At 63.9% G+C, this 17,767-nt stretch carries 19 protein-coding genes and 1 tRNA gene; 15 read left to right on the top strand and 5 right to left on the bottom strand.

Annotated features, from left to right (window positions below; translation table 11 throughout):
- Positions 1 to 49 precede the first annotated feature (49 nt).
- Positions 50 to 175: a hypothetical protein gene (locus B0E51_RS19800; RefSeq protein ID WP_256364095.1), complete on the bottom strand. Its 126-nt coding sequence runs from the start codon at positions 173 to 175 to the stop codon at positions 50 to 52.
- Here B0E51_RS19800 and pdsR point away from each other — a divergent pair.
- From pdsR to B0E51_RS00065, 10 genes are all read left to right on the top strand, one after another.
- Positions 174 to 863 carry a proteobacterial dedicated sortase system response regulator gene (gene pdsR, locus B0E51_RS00110; RefSeq protein WP_077442811.1) on the top strand — a complete coding sequence of 230 codons (690 nt, stop codon included), beginning with the start codon at positions 174 to 176 and terminating at the stop codon, positions 861 to 863. The genes B0E51_RS19800 and pdsR overlap by 2 nt on opposite strands.
- Positions 860 to 1,462, top strand: coding sequence for a hypothetical protein (locus B0E51_RS00105; RefSeq protein ID WP_254424345.1), 603 nt, complete (start codon positions 860 to 862; stop codon positions 1,460 to 1,462). The genes pdsR and B0E51_RS00105 overlap by 4 nt, the downstream gene beginning before the upstream one ends.
- Positions 1,463 to 1,507: 45 nt before the next feature.
- Positions 1,508 to 3,523: an ATP-binding protein gene (locus B0E51_RS00100; RefSeq protein ID WP_077442810.1), complete on the top strand. Its 2,016-nt coding sequence runs from the start codon at positions 1,508 to 1,510 to the stop codon at positions 3,521 to 3,523.
- A 57-nt stretch (positions 3,524 to 3,580) separates the two neighbouring features.
- Positions 3,581 to 5,056, top strand: a complete 1,476-nt coding sequence (gene trpE / locus B0E51_RS00095; protein ID WP_077442809.1) for an anthranilate synthase component I — start codon at positions 3,581 to 3,583, stop codon at positions 5,054 to 5,056.
- Between the two features lie 362 nt (positions 5,057 to 5,418).
- Positions 5,419 to 6,102: a hypothetical protein gene (locus tag B0E51_RS00090; protein WP_077442808.1), complete on the top strand. Its 684-nt coding sequence runs from the start codon at positions 5,419 to 5,421 to the stop codon at positions 6,100 to 6,102.
- A 128-nt stretch (positions 6,103 to 6,230) separates the two neighbouring features.
- Entirely contained in the window at positions 6,231 to 6,827 is a 597-nt protein-coding gene (locus B0E51_RS00085) for an aminodeoxychorismate/anthranilate synthase component II (RefSeq protein ID WP_077442807.1), read from the top strand.
- Entirely contained in the window at positions 6,824 to 7,885 is a 1,062-nt protein-coding gene (gene trpD, locus B0E51_RS00080) for an anthranilate phosphoribosyltransferase (RefSeq protein WP_077442806.1), read from the top strand. The genes B0E51_RS00085 and trpD overlap by 4 nt, the downstream gene beginning before the upstream one ends.
- A gap of 93 nt (positions 7,886 to 7,978) precedes the next feature.
- The gene (trpC, locus tag B0E51_RS00075; RefSeq protein ID WP_077442805.1) at positions 7,979 to 8,773 is read left to right on the top strand and encodes an indole-3-glycerol phosphate synthase TrpC; all 795 of its coding nucleotides are present in this window, start codon (positions 7,979 to 7,981) and stop codon (positions 8,771 to 8,773) included.
- A 5-nt stretch (positions 8,774 to 8,778) separates the two neighbouring features.
- Positions 8,779 to 9,468: an HAD family hydrolase gene (locus B0E51_RS00070; protein ID WP_083744988.1), complete on the top strand. Its 690-nt coding sequence runs from the start codon at positions 8,779 to 8,781 to the stop codon at positions 9,466 to 9,468.
- Positions 9,469 to 9,512: 44 nt separating this feature from the next.
- Complete coding sequence (locus tag B0E51_RS00065) at positions 9,513 to 10,016, top strand: GNAT family N-acetyltransferase (RefSeq protein WP_254424344.1); 504 nt, start codon at positions 9,513 to 9,515, stop codon at positions 10,014 to 10,016.
- Here B0E51_RS00065 and crp read toward each other — a convergent pair.
- Entirely contained in the window at positions 10,013 to 10,747 is a 735-nt protein-coding gene (crp, locus tag B0E51_RS00060) for a cAMP-activated global transcriptional regulator CRP (protein ID WP_174570569.1), read from the bottom strand. The two genes, B0E51_RS00065 and crp, sit on opposite strands and share 4 nt — an antisense overlap.
- A 255-nt stretch (positions 10,748 to 11,002) precedes the next feature.
- On the opposite strand from crp, the gene speD reads away from it, so the two are divergent.
- Complete coding sequence (gene speD, locus B0E51_RS00055) at positions 11,003 to 11,788, top strand: adenosylmethionine decarboxylase (protein ID WP_077442802.1); 786 nt, start codon at positions 11,003 to 11,005, stop codon at positions 11,786 to 11,788.
- A 59-nt stretch (positions 11,789 to 11,847) separates the two neighbouring features.
- Here the strand turns inward: speD and coq7 are convergent, their stop codons facing one another.
- Together coq7 and B0E51_RS00045 are read right to left on the bottom strand one after the other, a co-directional pair.
- Positions 11,848 to 12,489: a 2-polyprenyl-3-methyl-6-methoxy-1,4-benzoquinone monooxygenase gene (coq7, locus tag B0E51_RS00050; protein WP_077442801.1), complete on the bottom strand. Its 642-nt coding sequence runs from the start codon at positions 12,487 to 12,489 to the stop codon at positions 11,848 to 11,850.
- A 26-nt stretch (positions 12,490 to 12,515) separates the two neighbouring features.
- Positions 12,516 to 13,703 (bottom strand): (Fe-S)-binding protein, encoded by a 1,188-nt coding sequence (locus B0E51_RS00045; RefSeq protein ID WP_254424343.1) that lies wholly within the window; start codon positions 13,701 to 13,703, stop codon positions 12,516 to 12,518.
- Positions 13,704 to 13,863: 160 nt separating this feature from the next.
- On the opposite strand from B0E51_RS00045, the gene rplM reads away from it, so the two are divergent.
- The 4 genes from rplM (at position 13,864) to B0E51_RS00025 (ending at position 16,923) form a co-directional block, all read left to right on the top strand.
- On the top strand, positions 13,864 to 14,292 hold the full coding sequence (gene rplM / locus B0E51_RS00040) for a 50S ribosomal protein L13 (protein WP_077440973.1): 429 nt from the start codon (positions 13,864 to 13,866) through the stop codon (positions 14,290 to 14,292).
- Positions 14,293 to 14,356: 64 nt separating this feature from the next.
- Entirely contained in the window at positions 14,357 to 14,749 is a 393-nt protein-coding gene (gene rpsI, locus B0E51_RS00035) for a 30S ribosomal protein S9 (RefSeq protein WP_077442799.1), read from the top strand.
- Between the two features lie 12 nt (positions 14,750 to 14,761).
- Positions 14,762 to 14,835: transfer RNA gene (locus B0E51_RS00030), tRNA-Gln, on the top strand.
- A gap of 189 nt (positions 14,836 to 15,024) precedes the next feature.
- Positions 15,025 to 16,923 (top strand): chloride channel protein, encoded by a 1,899-nt coding sequence (locus B0E51_RS00025; protein WP_077442798.1) that lies wholly within the window; start codon positions 15,025 to 15,027, stop codon positions 16,921 to 16,923.
- A gap of 67 nt (positions 16,924 to 16,990) precedes the next feature.
- On the opposite strand, the gene rpiA is transcribed toward B0E51_RS00025, so the two are convergent.
- The gene (gene rpiA, locus B0E51_RS00020) at positions 16,991 to 17,632 is read right to left on the bottom strand and encodes a ribose-5-phosphate isomerase RpiA (RefSeq protein WP_077443245.1); all 642 of its coding nucleotides are present in this window, start codon (positions 17,630 to 17,632) and stop codon (positions 16,991 to 16,993) included.
- Positions 17,633 to 17,767 lie beyond the last annotated feature (135 nt).

The following is a 17,767-nucleotide window of genomic DNA, read 5'->3' as shown; positions in this document are numbered from 1 at the left end:
CCGGCTCCATGCGTGGTGCATGGTTGACATCAAACATCCGGCCGCGGCGTTAGCGCCGGCACAATCGGGCCGGCTTGCCGCTGGCTTGTGGCAAAACGCGGGCACGGACGGTGTACGGCTTGCGCAGCGGCGGTTCGCATAGCACGCTGCGCGCACTACCAAGGGAGCGTGCCATGGGCCGCAGCATTGCCATTGTCGAAGACGAACCATTGATCCGTGCCAACTATGTCGAGGCGCTGAACCGCTTCGGCTACGACGCGCGTGGCTATGGCTCGCGGCGGGAAGCCTCCACGGCGTTCGCCATGCGTCTCCCCGAGTTGGTGATCATCGACATCGGCCTCGGCGACGAGCCGGAGGGTGGCTTCGATCTTTGCCGCGAACTGCGTGCGAAGTCATCTACGCTGCCACTGATCTTCCTTACTGCGCGCGATTCGGATTTCGACGTAATCTCCGGCCTGCGCCTGGGCGCCGACGATTACCTCAGCAAGGACACCAGCCTGCACCAGCTGGCCGCGCGCATCGCTGCGCTGTTCCGCCGCATCGAATCGTTGAAGGCACCTGCTTCCAGTGAAACCGTGATCGAACATGGTCCACTGAAAATGGAATCCGAGCGCATGCGGATCAGCTGGAATGGCGAGGAGGTTCCACTCACGGTCACCGAATTCTGGATGGTGCACACGCTGATCCGCTTCCCCGGCCACGTGAAGAATCGCGACCAGCTGATGCGCGAGGCCGAGCTCGTCGTCGACGACGCCACCATCACCTCGCACATCAAGCGCATCCGCAAGAAGTTCATCGCCGTGGCACCGGAGTTCGACGCGATCGAGACGGTGCACGGTGTGGGCTACCGGTGGAAGCCATGATGAAGAGTCTGATGGCTCTGCTGCTGGCATTGGCATCGCTTGCTTGTCATGCAGGAGATCCTGGTAAGGATCGGGGGATCATGGTTTACGGCAACGCAGATCAGGAGATTCCAGGCTGGGCCATCCAAGCAGATTTGCCGGATGGCTGGACTGGAGACTGCTGCACGTACGCCAAAGCCATCGGTGTAAACCTCGTTCTGTACCAGGGCGAATGGACGGGCAAGCCCGAGCGCGTAATGGTGCTCAACGTTTGGCCATCCAAACTGTCTTCGCTGGAAGCCGAACTTCAGGATGACCGGCATCGCTACCTTGACCGCGATCCGAAAGCCAAGGTCAGTACACTGGTAGTTAACAACAAGGCCATGACATGTCGTGGCGTGCACTACGAGGGTACTGATCACGAGGACGATCTGGTCGTGTTTTGTGATCCGGGTCTTGCGACAGGTGTGCGCTTCAGTTGGTCGATGACGCTGGCCCATGGTGATCCGAAGATGGCAGACCTTGCGGCATCTTTCCTGGGCGTGGTCGGACAGTCGACTTACCTCAAGTACACGGATGAAACGAAGGGCAAGACTGGCAAGGCCATGGTTCATCCTTAAAGCCTTCCGACATCTTCTGCGTTCCTGCCCTGTATCGTTCGTTCCATGAACCTTCGCCGCAAGCTGTTGCTCGTCGCGCTGTGCACGCTGGCCCTGCCGGTCGCAGGCTGGTTGTATGTGCGACAGATGGAGACCTTGCTGCGCGAGGGTCAGGCGCAAGCCCTGCTGGCATCCGCGCGGGCGGTGGCACGCAGTCTGGTAGTGACCGATGCCGTCGTGTCTGGACAGGGCAGGGCTTGGTATGTACAGCAGACGCCGGATCCGATTACCGTGGACGGCTATGGTGACGACTGGGCGCCGTTGACGCCGTGGAGCCAGTCACTGGGCCAGCGCGGCCGCCTGCTGCTCGCCGAGGATGATGCCGGCCTGTACCTCTATGCGGATGTGCCGGATACCCAGCGCACCCGTGCCGATACCGATGATGCGAATGCACTGGCAGCCGATCACCTGATCCTCTCGCTCGGCAATGCCTCCGGCCAGCGCCGCTATCTGCTGGCCAGTGCTGCGCCGGGGCCACTCACGGCACGGCCGCTCGATCCGGCGGTCGATGGTCTGCCTGACCTGATCACGGCCCAGTGGCAGGAAGACGGCAGCGGCTATCGGGTCGAGCTGCGCCTGCCGCGCAACCTGTCATTGCGCACGTTTGGCGTGGGCGTATATGACGCCCACGCGGGCGGTGATCCGATGGCGGCCGATACCCGCCCGCTGCTGCGATTCTCCGGCACGCTTTCCGGTGAGTTGGCGAAGCTCGCGCCCGACGAGGTTCAGGCGCGCGTGTTGTCGCCACAGGGCTGGTTGATGGGGCGCAGTGGTCGCCTCAACACGATGCCCGGCAACGATGGCCAGCCAGGCTGGTTCGCCTCGTTGGTCTATCGCTCGCTACTGGCGACCCGTCTGGAGGATGCCAATCTGTGGTCGCAGGACGTGCCGCGTCTGGATACCCGCGAAGTCAGCACGGCGAGTACCGGCACTCCGGTCAGCGTCTGGCGCAGCGGCGAGGAGCGCGGCAGCGTGGTATTGGCCGCCGCGGTGCCGATCGAGCGGGCGGGCCAGGTCGATGGCGTGTTGCTGCTGGAACAGGCCAGCCGCATCGTGCCGCTGCTGGCCAACCGCGCGTTGCTCGGCCTGCTGCTGACCAGTTTTGGCGTACTGCTGGTCGCTGGCGGCATCCTGCTGACGTTCGCCACCCGGCTCAGCCTGCGGCTGGGTCGTTTGCGCAATGCGGCCGAGCGCGCGCAGCTCAACGATGGACGTCTGGACGGCCTGTTCGAGCAAGGTCGTTTTCCGATGACCGATGCCACGGACGAGATCGGCGACCTCGCGCGCAGCTTCGAGCGCCTGTTCGTGGTGGTCGACGGTTACACCGATTACCTGCGCACGCTGGCCTCGAAACTTTCGCACGAACTCAACACGCCGCTGGCGATCGTGAAGTCCTCGCTGGACAACCTCGAACATGCGACGCTGCCGGCGGAGGCACAACCGTATTTGGCTCGCGCCCGCGACGGTGTGGCGCGGCTCGGTGCGCTGGTGCGTGCGATGAGCGAGTCGAGCCGGATGGAACGTTCGATCACGGCAGCGGAACCGGAAGACGTCGACTTGCGCGATGTGGTGCGTGGTTGCGCTGATGCCTATCGTCCGTTGATCGGTCCGCGCCGGCTCGAATGCGTGCTACCCGAGGCACCGCTGCATCTGCACTGCGCGCCTGAGCTGATCGCGCAGGCGCTGGACAAGTTGCTCGACAATGCACTGTCGTTCACGCCGGAGCGTGGCTGGTTGCGGCTGAGCCTGCGGGTGGTCGACGCCGGTGCCGAGATCGAGCTGGCCAATCAGGGGCCGCTGTTGCCCGAAGCGATGCAGGGCCGGCTGTTTGATTCGCTGGTCAGCCTGCGCGACAAGGCCACGCCTGGCGCCGCGCCGCATCTGGGCCTGGGCCTGTACGTGGTGCGACTGGTGGCCGAGCGTCACGGTGGCGCGGCATCGGCACGTAACCTCGAGGATGGCAGTGGCGTGGCCTTCAGCCTGCAGCTGCATGGCATGCCGCGACAGCGGTTGAGTGGCTGAGCGCGTGCTTCGCCTACAATGGCTTCTCCCTCAGCTTGGCCATGCGGACTTCCCTACGTGATCTCCCGAGACGAATTCGACGCGCTGGTTGCCCAGGGGCATACGCGCATCCCGCTGGTGCGCGAGGTGTTTTCCGACCTTGACACGCCGTTGTCGGTGTATCTGAAACTGGCCGACGGCCCGTACACCTTCTTGTTTGAATCGGTCGAGGGCGGCGCCACCTGGGGACGCTATTCGATCATCGGTCTGCCGGCGAAGCGCGTGTATCGCCTGCGTGGTCATGAGCTGGAAGTGGAAGACTCCGGCGAGATCACCGAGCGCCGTCATCTCGACGATCCGCTGGGCGAGATCGAGAAGTTGCGCCAGCAGTACGACGTACCGCGCCTGCCGCAGCTGCCCGCGTTCAGCGGTGGTCTGGTCGGCTATTTCGGCTTCGAGACGATCGGCTATATCGAGCCGCGGCTGGCGCAGTGGGATCGTGCGGACGAGCTGGGTACACCCGACGTGTTGTTGATGCTGGCCGAAGAGGTTGCGGTATTCGACAACCTCAAGGGTCGGCTGTACCTGATCGTGCACGCCGATCCATCGCAGCCGCAGGCGTACGCCGCCGCGCAGCGCCGGCTCGATGCGCTGGTCTATCGGTTGCGCCAGGGTGGCGCCTCTTATCCGCAGCTCACCCAGTCGATCGCGCTTGACGAAGGCGACTTCAAATCCTCGTTTACGAAGGAAGAGTTCGAGGCGATGGTCGAGCGCGCGAAGGAATACATCCGTGCCGGCGATATCTTCCAGGTGGTGCCGTCGCAGCGGCTTAGCGTGGGTTTCAACGCACGGCCAGTCGATGTGTACCGCGCACTGCGCGCGTTGAACCCGTCGCCGTACATGTATTTCGTCGACCTGGGCAACACCCAGATCGTCGGCTCCTCGCCGGAGATCCTGGCGCGCCTGAAGGACGGCAAGGTCGTGGTGCGTCCGCTCGCCGGCACGCGCAAGCGCGGCGCGACGGAAGCCGAAGACCAGGCGCTGGAAGCGGAGCTGCTGGCCGACCCGAAGGAGCGCGCCGAGCACGTCATGCTGATCGACCTGGGTCGCAACGACATCGGCCGCATCAGCGAAACCGGCAGTGTCGAAGTGAGCGAGTCGTTCGTGATCGAACGCTACTCACATGTGATGCACATCGTCTCGCAGGTGCAGGGCACCGCCAAGCCGAACCTCAGCTACATGGACGTGCTCAAGGCCACGTTCCCCGCCGGCACGCTCAGCGGCGCACCAAAGATCCGTGCACTGGAAATCATCCAGGAGCTGGAGCCGTACAAGCGCAACATCTACGCCGGCGCAATCGGCTGGATCGGCTGGTGGGGCGATGCCGACACCGCCATCGCGATCCGCACCGCGGTGATCCAGGACGGTCGCCTGCACGTGCAGGCGGGCGCCGGCATCGTCTATGACTCCGATCCTGCCGCCGAGTGGGAGGAGACGATGAACAAGGGGCGTGCGCTGTTCCGTGCGGTGGCGCAGGCGGCGAAGGGGCTGTGAAATGCTCAAGCTAAGTGGTGCACGAGCTTTTCAGCGTGTCCGCTTGGACGAGAGGTAAGGCCTCGACTCATGTCCCTGGCACCACTGCAGATTACAGATGAATGCGTTGCGCCTACAGCCCAAAAGCTTGTTTAGATCGCCAAATCCATACTTCGACGACAGCGCTTTTCGTAGGGTTTCAGCGGCTGAAAATAGCAACGGATGATCAGGTTCCATAGGCATACCGTCAAGCTGAAAACCTCGTGACGTCAGCGCTCTGGTCGATGTAGTGCGCCCTGGCGGCTTGCCTGTCGCGGCCTGTGCAGCCGTGTTGCTGCGGTTATCATGCGCGCTTCGTATCTGAGCGCCGCGCAAGGAACGTCATGAACCCGTCGACCAGGCGCAACGCTGCGATCGTGCTGCTGTCATGGTTGTGCGCGTTGCCGGTTGTTGCCCGCGAGCCCGAGCCAAGCTGGCCGGATACGCTGCTCGCACGCACGCAGGCATTGGCCGAATTGCAGACGTTGAACGCCGATCTGTTGAGTCACTCGAGTGCCACGCTGACGTTGGAGCGCTGGTGCGGTACGCATCATCTGGCAGCAGAGGCGAAGATCGTGGCGCATCGCGTGCATGGTGCGGACAAGCCGTTGCCGGAAGGTGCGCGCGCGCACCTTGCCATCGGCCCGGACGAACCCGTGCGCTATCGACGGGTGCAGCTGGCTTGTGGTGACATGGTGTTGTCCGATGCGGACAACTGGTATGTGCCGGCGCGGCTCACCGCGGCGATGAATCAGCAGCTGGACAGCTCCGACGTACCATTCGGCAAGGTCGTCCAGCCGCTGCACTTCCGTCGTCAGACACTTTCTGTAGAACTGCTGTGGCCGCCACTGCCGGACGGCTGGGACAGCGGCACACCACTGCCGCCGTCCAGCGACAAGCCGCTAACTCTTCCCATTCATGTATTGCAGCACCGCGCGCTGCTATACACACAGGATAACCAGCCCTTCAGTCTGGTGATCGAGAGCTATACTGCGAACGTGCTGTCGCCTGTGCACGCCGAACATTAGCCATTCGGCCAATGCTATGGCCACGGCCTCGCGTGACCCGATGCGGGCTGCAGGGCGACGCGGTGGTCTATCCAATGCCATCCTGCGAGTATCATTCCCTATCCGCAGCGCCAGCCGATGAGCCATCCATGCTCCTGATGATCGACAACTACGACAGCTTCACCTTCAACCTTGTGCAGTACCTGGGTGAACTGGGGAAGCAGGTGAAGGTGGTGCGCAATGACGCGCTGGATATCGCCGGCATCCGTGCGCTGAAGCCCTCTCATATCATGATCTCGCCAGGGCCTGGTACGCCGGATGATTCCGGAGTGTCACTGGATGTGCTGCGCGAGCTGGCCGGCGAGATTCCGGTGTTTGGTGTGTGCCTCGGTCACCAGGCGATCGGCCAGGTCTTCGGCGGCAAGGTGATTCGCGCCAAGAAGATCATGCATGGCAAGACCTCGCCAGTGCGCCACCGCGGTCAGGGCGTGTTCGCAGGCTTGCCGGATCCGTTCGAGGCGACGCGCTACCACTCGCTGGTGGTGGAGCAGTCTTCGCTGCCGGATTGCCTGGAAGTCACCGCGTGGACGGAGAACGCCGACGGTTCGATCGACGAGATCATGGGCCTGCGCCACAAGACGCTGCCGGTCGAAGGCGTGCAGTTCCATCCCGAATCGATCCTGACCCAGCATGGCCATGACCTGTTGCGCAATTTCCTCGGCCTGCCATTGAAGCTGGCCGCATGAACGGGCACGGTCGCGACATCACGATCACGCCACAGGAAGCCTTGCAGCGCACGATCGAGCATCGCGAGATCTTTCACGACGAGATGATCGCGCTGATGCGCCAGATCATGCGCGGTGAAGTGAGTCCGCTGATGACCGCGGCGATCATGACCGGCCTGCGCGTGAAGAAGGAGACCGTGGGCGAGATCACCGGCGCGGCGCGCGTGATGCGCGAGCTGTCTGAGAAAGTGCCCGTCATTGGCAGCAACGAACATCTGCTGGATATCGTCGGTACCGGCGGTGACGGCGCCTCCAGTTTCAACATCTCCACGGCGTCGATGTTCGTCGCGGCGGCGGCGGGTGCGCGCATCGCCAAGCACGGCGGTCGCAGCGTGTCGTCCAAATCCGGCAGTGCGGATGTACTGGAGGCGCTGGGTGCATCGATCGATCTCAAGCCGACGCAGGTGGCCGAGTGCATGGCCGAGACCGGGATCGGCTTCATGTTCGCGCCGAACCACCATCCGGCGATGAAGGTAGTGGCGCCGGTGCGCAAGGAGATGGGCGTACGCACGCTGTTCAACATCCTCGGCCCGCTGACCAATCCGGCCGATGCGCCGAACATCCTGATGGGTGTATTCCATCCCGACCTCGTCGGCATCCAGGTGCGCGTGCTGCAGCAACTCGGCGCGCAGCACGCGATGGTGGTGTGGGGGCGCGATGGCATGGACGAGATCTCGCTCGGTGCGGTGACCCTGGTCGGCGAGCTGCGCCATGGCGTGGTGCGCGAGTACGAAATCGAGCCGGAGGACTACGGCCTGGCGATGGCTTCCAGCCGCAATCTGAGGGTGGAGAATGTGGACGAGTCGAAGGTGATGCTGCTGGAGGCGCTGGAAGGCCACCGCGGCATACCGCACGACATCGTCTGCCTGAATGCCGGCGCCGCACTTTATGCAGCCGATGTCGTGCCGTCCATTGACGACGGCATCGAGCTTGCACGTGTCACGATTGCCAGCGGCGCCGCACATGCGAAAATGCAGGCCTTCGTGGCGACCACCCGACGGCTTGCCGGCGGGCAGTAGCTGCACATCGAAGCGCGTGCGTTCATCGCGTTGACGACACGACATCGCAATCGCGCATAGGATGCGCTCCATAACAGCAACGAGCGAGATGCCATGACCGACATCCTCAATCGCATTCTTGCCCGCAAGGCGGAAGAGATTGCCGAACGCCAGGCCAAGCTGCCGCTGGCCGAACTGATGGCGCGCATTGCTGAGCAGCCGGATACCCGCGGTTTCGCTGCGGCGATCGAGGCAAAGATCGCCGCCGGCCTGCCGGCAGTGATCGCCGAGGTGAAGAAGGCCAGCCCGAGCAAGGGTGTGATCCGCGCGAATTTCGATCCCGCCGCGATTGCGAAGAGCTATGAAGCCGCCGGTGCGGCCTGCCTGTCGGTGCTGACCGACAGCGATTTCTTCCAGGGCAGCGAGGCCTTCCTGCAGCAGGCGCGCGCGGCCTGTTCGCTGCCGCTGTTGCGCAAGGATTTCATCATCGACCCGTATCAGGTGTACGAGGCGCGCGCGATCGGTGCAGACTGCATCTTGCTGATCGTCGCGGCACTCGATGACGACGTGTTGATGCAGCTGTCGTTGCTCGCGGCCGAGCTCGATCTGGACGTGCTGTGTGAAGTGCACAACGAGGAAGAGATGGAGCGTGCGCTGGCGCTGCCGGTGCCGTTGATCGGCGTGAATAACCGCAACCTGCGCAATTTCGAAACCTCGCTGGAAACTTCGCTTTCGCTGCAGTCCATGATCGAATACGACCGCGTGCTGGTGGCCGAGTCGGGCATTCACACGCCGGAAGACGTGGCGCGCTTGCGCGAAGGCGGCATCCAGGCATTCCTGATCGGCGAGGCCTTCATGCGTGCCGAAGATCCTGGCAGCGAGCTGCGACGGCTGTTCGCCACGCCGTGACCAGCATGCCAAAGGGGGAGATGGACACGGTGACCGCAGAGACGGTGACGCAACGTGTGGTGTTGTTCGATTTTGACGGCGTGCTGATCCACGGCGATGCGTTCTACCTGTTCATGCGCGAACGTTACAAACGCGCGCCGTGGCGAGTATTGCTGGCACTGCTGTGCTTCCCGCTATTGCTGTTGCAGCTGCCGTTCTCGCGGCGGCTGCCGGTGCGCACGCTGGTGCGCATTGCACTGCTCGGACTGGGCGAGAAACGCTACCAGGCCGCCGTGAATGCGTTCGCAGCCGTCCTGGTGCAGCGGTCGCGACAGTTTTGTCGCGACGGCCTGCAAGCGCTGCGCCGGCATCAGGTGGCCGGCGATCGGGTGATCGTGGTGACCGGTTGCGAGCACACCCTGGTGAGCGGCATCCTGCAGCAGCTGGGCCTGACCCAGCTGGAAGTGCTTGCCTCGCAGCTGCGCCGCGGCTGGTTCGGCATGCGGCCGCTGTGGCATAACGTGGGCCGGCGCAAGGTCGAGAAGCTGGCGCAGCACGGGCTCACGGCCTGGCAGGTGGCGTACGGCGATTCGATGTACGACGCGCCGATGCTGAAACTCGCCGCCGAAGCCGTGCTGGTCAACGGTACGCCCACGCTGTGCAAGAAGATCGAGAAGGCGCTCGGTCGGGCGGTCACCCGCGTCGAGTGGTTCTGACTACATTGCCGCTGCAACCGAAGATCCTGGCCAGGCACACTACGTTGATACAGTCACAGGTCGAGATCGTGTCGTTCGAGCCGCATTTGCGCGAGCACTTCTACACGCTCAATGCCGCGTGGCTGCGAAAGCACTTCGTGATCGAACCCATCGACGAGCAGGTGCTGCGCGATCCGGAGCATGCGGTGCTGGCGCCGGGCGGGGCGATCTTCTTTGCCCGACTGGGTGATGCGGTGATCGGCACCTGCGCGCTGCTGCACGAGGCACCAGGCGTTTACGAGCTTTCCAAGATGGGCGTGGACGAGTCGTTCCGTGGCCTGGGTGCCGGCCGCCTGCTGCTGGATGCGGCGATCGCCGAATTCCATCGACGCCGCGGCCATACCCTGTTCCTTGAATCCAACAGCAGCCTGAAGCCGGCACTGCACATGTACGAGCGGGCTGGCTTCGTGCTGCAGCCGACGATCCGCGCGGGTTCGCACTACGCGCGCGCGGATGTGTACATGATCTACGCGCCGGAACAGGGTGCTGCGCCGGGGCGAAAGTCTTAGCGGGTACCGCGCACCACGATGGTCTTGCCGGAGACGTCGATCATCCGCTGCTCTTCCAGCTGCTTCAGCACCCGACCGACCAGCTCACGCGAACAACCGACGATACGGCTGACTTCCTGGCGCGAGATGCGGATCTGCGTGCCGTCCGGATGGGTCATCGAGTCGGGCTCCTGGCACAGGTCGAGCAGGGTGCGCGAGATGCGGTTGGTGACGTCCATGAACGCCATCCGGCTGACCTGGCGCGAGGTGCGCAGCAGGCGGTTGGTGAGCTGCGAGCCGATCGCGAACAGGATCTTCGGACATTCCTCGCGCAACGGGCCTTCCATCAGCTGGAACAGGCGCTCGTAGCTGACTTCGGCCATTTCGCAGGCCGTGCGTGTGCGCACCATCGATTCACGCTGGGCCTGTTCCACGAACAGGCCCATCTCGCCGATGAATTGGCCGCGGCTGATGTACGCGAGGATCAGTTCACGCCCCTGCTCGTCCTCGGTGCATACCGCCAGCGAGCCTTCGACGACGTAATACAGCGTATTGGCCGGGTCACCGGGGCGGATGATGGCGGTCTTGCCGGGATAGCGGCGGCGATGGCAAAGCGCCAGGAACCGCTCCATCGAGGCGGGGTCGGGCGCAAACCCGAGCGGGGCCTGTGAGCGTTCGAAAGCCTGCTGAAGTTGGTACTTGAGTTGCGCCACGGTGTCTTCCGAAAGGTTGTAATTCCAGGACGCAGCCATGGCCGCGCCAGAGTATGGATTCTCGTTTATGCCCCTGTCCCGGCGGCATTATGGCAAACCCGGACCGCTTGCCGGAGGTTCATTTTCTTTGCGTTTTACCGCATACTTAGCGGTCTTTCGGCTGTGATGAACTTGTCGCATGCCGTTCACAAGGGTCGCACAGACTGCTTGTCCGTGCTTCACACCATTCTGCGGGGACCCTTGTCGCTAACCCGCCTCTACTGCTGACCGGATGTCCGGTCATGGAGAGCCGCCGTGGTCAAACCGCTTCCCCGTCTGCGCCTGCAGGGTTTCAACAACCTCACCAAGGCGTTGAGCTTCAACATCTACGACATCTGCTACGCCGTGTCGGAAGACCAGCGCCGCAACTACATCGAGTACATCGATGACCAGTACGATGCCGACCGCCTGACCCAGATCCTCACCGACGTGGCGGAGATCATCGGCGCGAACATCCTCAACATCGCGCGCCAGGACTACGACCCGCAGGGCGCCTCGGTGACCATGCTGATCTCCGAGGAGCCGGTGCTGGAGAAGCTTGGCCGCGACACCATCTCCGGTGCCGTGGTCGCGCACATGGACAAGAGCCACATCACCGTCCATACCTATCCGGAAACGCATCCGCACAACGGCATCGCCACCTTCCGAGCGGACATCGACGTGGCCACCTGCGGCGTGATCTCGCCGCTGAAGGCCCTGAACTACCTGATCGACAGCTTCGAGTCGGACATCGTGGTGTGCGACTACCGTGTGCGCGGCTTCACCCGCGACATCAAGGGCAAGAAGCACTTCATCGACCACAAGATCAACTCGGTGCAGGACTACCTGGCCAAGCACATCCGCCAGAAGTACGAGATGTTCGACGTCAACGTGTATCAGGAAAACATGTTCCACACGAAGATGCATATCAAAGACTTCGACCTCGATACGTACCTGTTCGACTCGCACGCCGACGACCTGTCGTTCAAGGAGCGCCAGCGCATCGAGCAGCTGCTGCGCCGCGAGATCGAGGAACTGTTCCACGGCCGCAACCTGATGTGACGAAAAACCCGCCGAAAGGCGGGTTTTTTCTGGATGCCACGGTTTCGCTCGATCTGTCGCTATACGCGATACGCCACAGTCTTCATCACCGTCGAACTGAAGTGCATCAGCTGCGGCAGCGGGAACGGCAGCTCGATACCACCGCGCTGCTGGGCCGCCTGCGCATGGCGTATTTCGTCGGCCTGCATCTGCGTCAGCACGGCGCGCGAGCGTTCGTCCTGCGCGGGTAGTTTCTCCAGGTGTTCGGCCAGGTGCGCTTCCACCTGACGCTCGGTTTCCACCACGAAGCCGAGGCTGACGGGATCGCCGGCCAGTGCGGCGGCCGCACCGATGGCATAGCTGCCGAGGTACCACAGCGGGTTGAGCAGGCTGGGGCGGCTGTCCAGCTGCCGCAGGCGTTGCGTGCACCAGGCCAGGTGGTCGGTTTCCTCGGCCGCGGCGTGCAGCAGGTGCTCGTGGTTGTCCGCGTTTCGTGCCAGCGCGGCCTGACCGAGATACAGCGCCTGGGCGCAGACCTCGCCGGTATGGTTGATCCGCATCAGGCCGGCAGCATGGCGGCGTTCGGCATCGTCCAGCTCCGCCTCGCCGATGCCGACGGCGGGCGAGGGAAGTTGGGCCGCCGGCGTGCCGGCGATCGCTTCCAGTGCGCGCTCACAACCAGCGAGCAGGCGATCGAGCGGGGTCAGCGTGCGGACGTTCATGGACTTTCCTGCTGGAAGGGGTACGTTCAATGGGCGTGGATCAATTGCTGGGCCAGCAAGGTCAGTGGGTGCCGGGTAGGCCAGTGCAGGCCCTGCGCATCGATTCCGACGGCCAGATGCAGGCGACAGCCGATATTGGACGACAACAACTGCTGCGGATCCAGCGTGGCGGCTTGTCGCAGTGTCGCGTCGCGCAGTTGTGCGGCGCGTTCGGGGAATTCCAGCAGGTGACTGCCAGCAGCGCCACAGCAGTAGGGTGGTCGCGGCAACGGCATCACATCCAGGTTCGGTACGCGGCGCAACAGCTGCAGCAAGGCGTGCTCGCTGCGCGCCACATTGATCTGCGTGCATGGCAGGTGCAGCGCGAGCCGTTGCGCCAGTGGGCGAAAAGCCAGTGCATCAGCGTGCGTCGCCAGCAGTTCAACCGGGTCGACCACGCTTACGCCAGGTAGCGCGCGACGCAGCGTACCTAGGCAACCGGACGTCACCGAAACCAGTTGCGAGGCACCGCACTCGGCCCAGGCACGACGTACATGCTGGGCGGCCCGTTCGGCAGATTTCACGGCGCCCCCATGCAGATCCATCGCGCCGCAGCAGAACGCGGGCAGCAGGCTGACCTGAAAGCCGGCGGCCTGCAGCAGGGTGATCGCCGCCTGTTGCGCCTCGGCATCGTCGATGCTGGCCACGCAGCCGGGAAACAGCGCAACGCGTGATTGTCCATGGTTCTTGTCGTTGGCCCGGGCGCGCGCCGCCGGGGCCTCAGTGGGCATCAGCAGCAGGGCAGCACGCCAAGGCGAGTCCGCCGGCAGTCGTCGTGCCAGCCAGCCTTTCCAGCGTGACAGCGCCAGCCAGCCGCCGATCCGGCGAAGGGCGCGCATCAGGACCGGGCGCTTGATCAGGTTCAGTAATTGCGGGGGAGATTGCGGCCCAGGCCCCAGCAAGGCGCGCGTTTCGATCAACAGTTCGCCATACTGCACATTGGCTGGGCATGCCTTTTCGCAGTTCAGGCAGCCCAGGCAATGATCCAGGTGTTCGCGCAGCCCGGCAGTGGGATCGACCTGGCCACGGGCCAGCGCAGCGGCAATCGCGATGCGGCCGCGCGGCGATTCCGCCTCGTTCCGGTCCAGTGCATAGGTGGGGCATACCGGCAGGCACAGCCCGCATTGCACGCATTGGTCGGCCAGCTCGGCAATGCGGCCGGCAGGCGCGTGCATAAGGGACTTTTCAAGCGGCATGCTCATCATGCTATCATTGCCAGCTCACAAGCCCGCCGGTCGGTGGGCTTGCGCCATGGATGACAGCTCCGCTATCATCTCGCGCCTTTGTTCCACCGATTACGCCCACCGCCTCACGGCGGCAGACAGGTATTCTGAAATGAAAACGTTTAGCGCCAATGCAGACAACGTCAAGCGCGACTGGTTCGTGGTTGATGCCACGAACAAGACGCTCGGTCGCCTGTCGACTGAAATCGCTCGTCGTCTGCGCGGCAAGCACAAGCCGGAATACACCCCGCATTGCGACACCGGCGATTATATCGTGGTGATCAATGCGCAGAAGGTGGCCGTCACCGGTGCCAAGCTGGACGACAAGAAGTACCACCGCTTCACCGGTTACATCGGCAACCTGAAGACGACCAGTCTGAAGGACCTGCTGGCGACCTACCCGGAGCGCGTGATCGAGATCGCCGTCAAGGGCATGCTGCCGAAGAACCCGCTGGGCCGCGAGATGTACCGCAAGCTCAAGGTCTACGGCGGTGCCGAGCATCCGCATACCGCACAGCAGCCGCAGGCGCTGGAGTTGTAATACGCAGTCCCTGCGTGTGAAAGCGGCCATCCGTGGTCGCACTCTTAAATAAACAGGCAACATCATGACGATCCAGCAGAATTACGGCACCGGCCGCCGCAAGACCTCCGCCGCCCGCGTGTTCCTGCGCAAGGGCAAGGGCGCGATCGAAGTCAACGGCAAGTCGCTCGAGGCCTTCTTTGGCCGCGAGACCTCGTGCATGATCGTGCGCCAGCCACTTGAGCTGACCCAGAGCACCGACAAGTTCGACATCAAGGTGACGGTCGCCGGCGGCGGCATCACCGGTCAGGCCGGCGCGATCCGCCTGGGCATCGCCCGCGCGCTGATCGAGTACGACGAAAGCCTGAAGTCGCCGCTGCGCAAGGCCGGTTTCGTGACCCGTGACGCCCGCGAAGTCGAGCGCAAGAAGGTCGGTCTGCACAAGGCACGTCGCGCCACCCAGTTCTCGAAGCGCTAAACTCAGCTTCATAGCCCCGTCGCCAAGCGGTAAGGCACCTGACTCTGACTCAGGCATCGGTGGTTCGAATCCATCCGGGGCTGCCATATCCCGATACCGCCACCACGCAGTGATGCATGGTGATACGGCAAAAAGCCCGCCTTCAGGCGGGCTTTTTCGTTTCCACCGCTGGATATGTGATTGCAAGATGTTTCGCGTTGAATCGGGGTCTTCAGCTCTTCGGTTCTGCACCGCAGCAGCGTAAAATTTCCGCCTTTGACCCGTCGGATGGATCGATGACTGCTGCGAACGAGAACGAACCCGGTCATCCCGGCGTGCGCACCGAGGGCAGTACGGATGCACTGCCGCTGGCACCTTCGATGAGCGCGAGCCTGGACGCGGCACGCATGCCGCGCCGCTCGACCCTGGTGGACAAGCGTGTGTTGCGGATCACCGCCGTCTCGGTCGTGCTGGGCGCGCTGGCGGCCGTGATCGCGAAGCTGCTGACCGCGCTGATCGGTCTGGTGACGAACCTGGCGTTCTACGGCCGCTGGTCCACCGCGTTCTCGTCGCCGGCCGATGCGGTGCCGCACCTGGGCTGGTGGGTGGTAGTCATTCCGGCGGTCGGTGGCGTGATCGTGGGCGTGATGGCGCGCTGGGGTTCGCGTGCGATCCGTGGCCACGGCATTCCCGAGGCGATGGAGCAGGTGCTGCTCAACGAATCGAAGATCCCGCCGCGGATCACCTTCCTGAAGCCGATCTCCTCGGCGATCGCAATCGGCACCGGTGGCCCGTTCGGCGCCGAGGGCCCGATCATCGCCACCGGCGGTGCGCTGGGCTCGTTTGTTGGCCAGGTGGTGAAAGTGACCGGCAGCGAGCGAAAGGTGCTGCTGGCGGCCGGTGCCGCGGCCGGCATGGCGGCGGTGTTCTCCGCGCCGATCGCGGCGGTGGTGCTGGCGGTCGAGTTGCTGCTGTTCGAGCTGCGTCCGCGCTCGCTGATTCCGGTGGCGTTGGCCTGCGTCGCGGCCACCGGCGTGCGCTACGCGCTGCAGGGATCGGCGCCGGTGTTCCAGATGCCGGTGCTGGCTGCACCCGGCGGCATGGCGCTGTTCCTCTACGTGATCATTGGCGCAATCATCGGCGTGGTCAGCGTGTGGACCACGCGGATCGTCTACGGTATCGAGGATCTGTTCGAGAAACTGCCGATCCACTGGATGTGGTGGCCGGCGCTCGGTGGTCTGGTGGTTGGCCTGATCGGCTATTACGCACCGCTGACGCTGGGCGTGGGCTATACCAATATCGAGAACATCATCAATGGCCGGATGACGCTGGCAGCGCTGGCCTTCCTGTGCGTGATGAAGTTCGTGTCGTGGTCGATCGCGCTGGGCAGCGGTACTTCCGGCGGCACACTGGCGCCGTTGTTCACCATCGGCGGTGCGCTGGGCGCACTGATTGGCCTGGGCATCGTGGCGGTGGCGCCGCAGTTCGGCGTGGATCCTCGCATCGCTGCGCTGGTCGGCATGGCGGCGATCTTCGCCGGCGCCTCGCGTGCGCTGCTCACGGCAGTCGTGTTCGCGTTCGAGACCACCGGCCAGCCGGCCGGCCTGCTGCCGCTGCTCGGTGGCTGCACCGCGGCCTATCTGATCTCGGCGCTGATGATGCGCAACACCATCATGACCGAGAAGATCGTCCGTCGCGGTGTGCGCGTGCCATCCGAGTACGTGGCGGACTATCTCGATCAGGTGGGCGTGGGCGAAGCCTGCACGCGCGAGGTGGTGACCCTGCACACCGCGCAGGCGCTGGCCGAAGTGCGCCGCTGGCTGGCCGAAGGCATGCCGGAGACGCAACACCAGGGCTATCCGGTGCTGGACGAAAACGGTCGTGTGCGTGGCGTGCTGACGCGTCGCACCCTGCTCGATCCGCAATGGCATTACACGTTGTCGCTGGGCGAGTTGCTGACGCGGCCACCGATCGCGGTGAACGAAAGCCACTCGCTGCGCGAGGCCGCCGATCACATGGTGGCCGAGAGCGTGGGGCGCCTGATCGTGGTGAGCAAGGACGATCCGCACAAGCTGGTCGGCATCATCACCCGCGGCGATCTGCTCTCCGCGCATGGGCGCCGGTTGCGCGAGGCGCGCAAGTCTTCCCGCCATCTGCGCTTCCGTGACGGATTGAAACCACGTCCCGCCGCGTAATTCATGCGAAACGAAAAACGGCCCGCATGGGCCGTTTTTCATCAAGGTTCGAGCATGCGTGGCCGGGTTACATCAGCTGGTCGCCGATCAGCACCACATCGGCCGGCCGACGCGCGAACAGGCCGACCGTGACGATCCCGGGCAGCTGGTTGAGCTCGCTCTCCAGCGCGGCAGGGTCGACGATCTGCCAACCGTGCACGTCGATGATCCAGTTGCCGTTGTCGGTGACCACGCCGTCGCGCCATACCGGCTGACCGCCGCGCTTGACGATCTCGCGACCGATCAGGCTGCGCGCCATCGGGATCACCTCGATCGGCACCGGGAACTTGCCGAGCAGGTCGACGCGCTTGCTGGAGTCGATGATGCAGACGAACTTCTCGCTCGCCGCGGCGACGATCTTCTCGCGGGTCAGCGCGGCACCGCCACCCTTGATCAGGCGCTTGTACGGGTCGCACTCATCGGCACCGTCGATGTAGATCGTCAGCGGACCGGCGCTGTTGAGGTCGAGTACCGGAATGCCCAGCCGCTTCAGCTGCGCGGTGGACTGTTCCGAGCTGGAGACCGCGCCCTGGATGCGGTCCTTCAGGTCGGCCAGCGCATCGATGAAGAACGCCACGGTGGAACCGGTACCGACGCCGACGATGGCGCCATCCTCGACGTAGCGGATCGCGGCCTCACCGGCCTGGCGTTTTTCGTTCGGATTGCTCATGAGATTGCCGTCTTGAATGAATGTCGCATTATGGCGGTCGGTCGGCTTATGGGCGAGCATCTGCCTGTAGTCCTGAGGTTGCTGCCCAGGCGCACTTGATGTGCTCCCTCCCCTGCTCGCAGGGGAGGGTTGGGG

Origin of the sequence: Rhodanobacter sp. C05 (genome assembly GCF_002001165.1) — a bacterium.
Taxonomy (GTDB): Bacteria; Pseudomonadota; Gammaproteobacteria; order Xanthomonadales; family Rhodanobacteraceae; genus Rhodanobacter.
The sequence above is the reverse complement of the archived record's forward strand: the minus strand, read 5'-3'. Positions and strand labels throughout refer to the sequence as shown.

What these genes read in the sequence shown, in the direction of transcription:
- pdsR (WP_077442811.1), top strand. Translation starts at nt 174, where the DNA reads ATGGGCCGCAGCATTGCCATTGTCGAAGACGAACCATTGATCCGTGCC.
- B0E51_RS19800 (WP_256364095.1), bottom strand. Translation starts at nt 175, where the DNA reads ATGGCACGCTCCCTTGGTAGTGCGCGCAGCGTGCTATGCGAACCGCCG.
- B0E51_RS00105 (WP_254424345.1), top strand. Translation starts at nt 860, where the DNA reads ATGATGAAGAGTCTGATGGCTCTGCTGCTGGCATTGGCATCGCTTGCT.
- B0E51_RS00100 (WP_077442810.1), top strand. Translation starts at nt 1,508, where the DNA reads ATGAACCTTCGCCGCAAGCTGTTGCTCGTCGCGCTGTGCACGCTGGCC.
- B0E51_RS00090 (WP_077442808.1), top strand. Translation starts at nt 5,419, where the DNA reads ATGAACCCGTCGACCAGGCGCAACGCTGCGATCGTGCTGCTGTCATGG.
- B0E51_RS00085 (WP_077442807.1), top strand. Translation starts at nt 6,231, where the DNA reads ATGCTCCTGATGATCGACAACTACGACAGCTTCACCTTCAACCTTGTG.
- trpD (WP_077442806.1), top strand. Translation starts at nt 6,824, where the DNA reads ATGAACGGGCACGGTCGCGACATCACGATCACGCCACAGGAAGCCTTG.
- trpC (WP_077442805.1), top strand. Translation starts at nt 7,979, where the DNA reads ATGACCGACATCCTCAATCGCATTCTTGCCCGCAAGGCGGAAGAGATT.
- B0E51_RS00070 (WP_083744988.1), top strand. Translation starts at nt 8,779, where the DNA reads ATGCCAAAGGGGGAGATGGACACGGTGACCGCAGAGACGGTGACGCAA.
- crp (WP_174570569.1), bottom strand. Translation starts at nt 10,747, where the DNA reads ATGGCTGCGTCCTGGAATTACAACCTTTCGGAAGACACCGTGGCGCAA.
- coq7 (WP_077442801.1), bottom strand. Translation starts at nt 12,489, where the DNA reads ATGAACGTCCGCACGCTGACCCCGCTCGATCGCCTGCTCGCTGGTTGT.
- B0E51_RS00045 (WP_254424343.1), bottom strand. Translation starts at nt 13,703, where the DNA reads ATGCACGCGCCTGCCGGCCGCATTGCCGAGCTGGCCGACCAATGCGTG.
- rplM (WP_077440973.1), top strand. Translation starts at nt 13,864, where the DNA reads ATGAAAACGTTTAGCGCCAATGCAGACAACGTCAAGCGCGACTGGTTC.
- rpsI (WP_077442799.1), top strand. Translation starts at nt 14,357, where the DNA reads ATGACGATCCAGCAGAATTACGGCACCGGCCGCCGCAAGACCTCCGCC.
- B0E51_RS00025 (WP_077442798.1), top strand. Translation starts at nt 15,025, where the DNA reads ATGACTGCTGCGAACGAGAACGAACCCGGTCATCCCGGCGTGCGCACC.
- rpiA (WP_077443245.1), bottom strand. Translation starts at nt 17,632, where the DNA reads ATGAGCAATCCGAACGAAAAACGCCAGGCCGGTGAGGCCGCGATCCGC.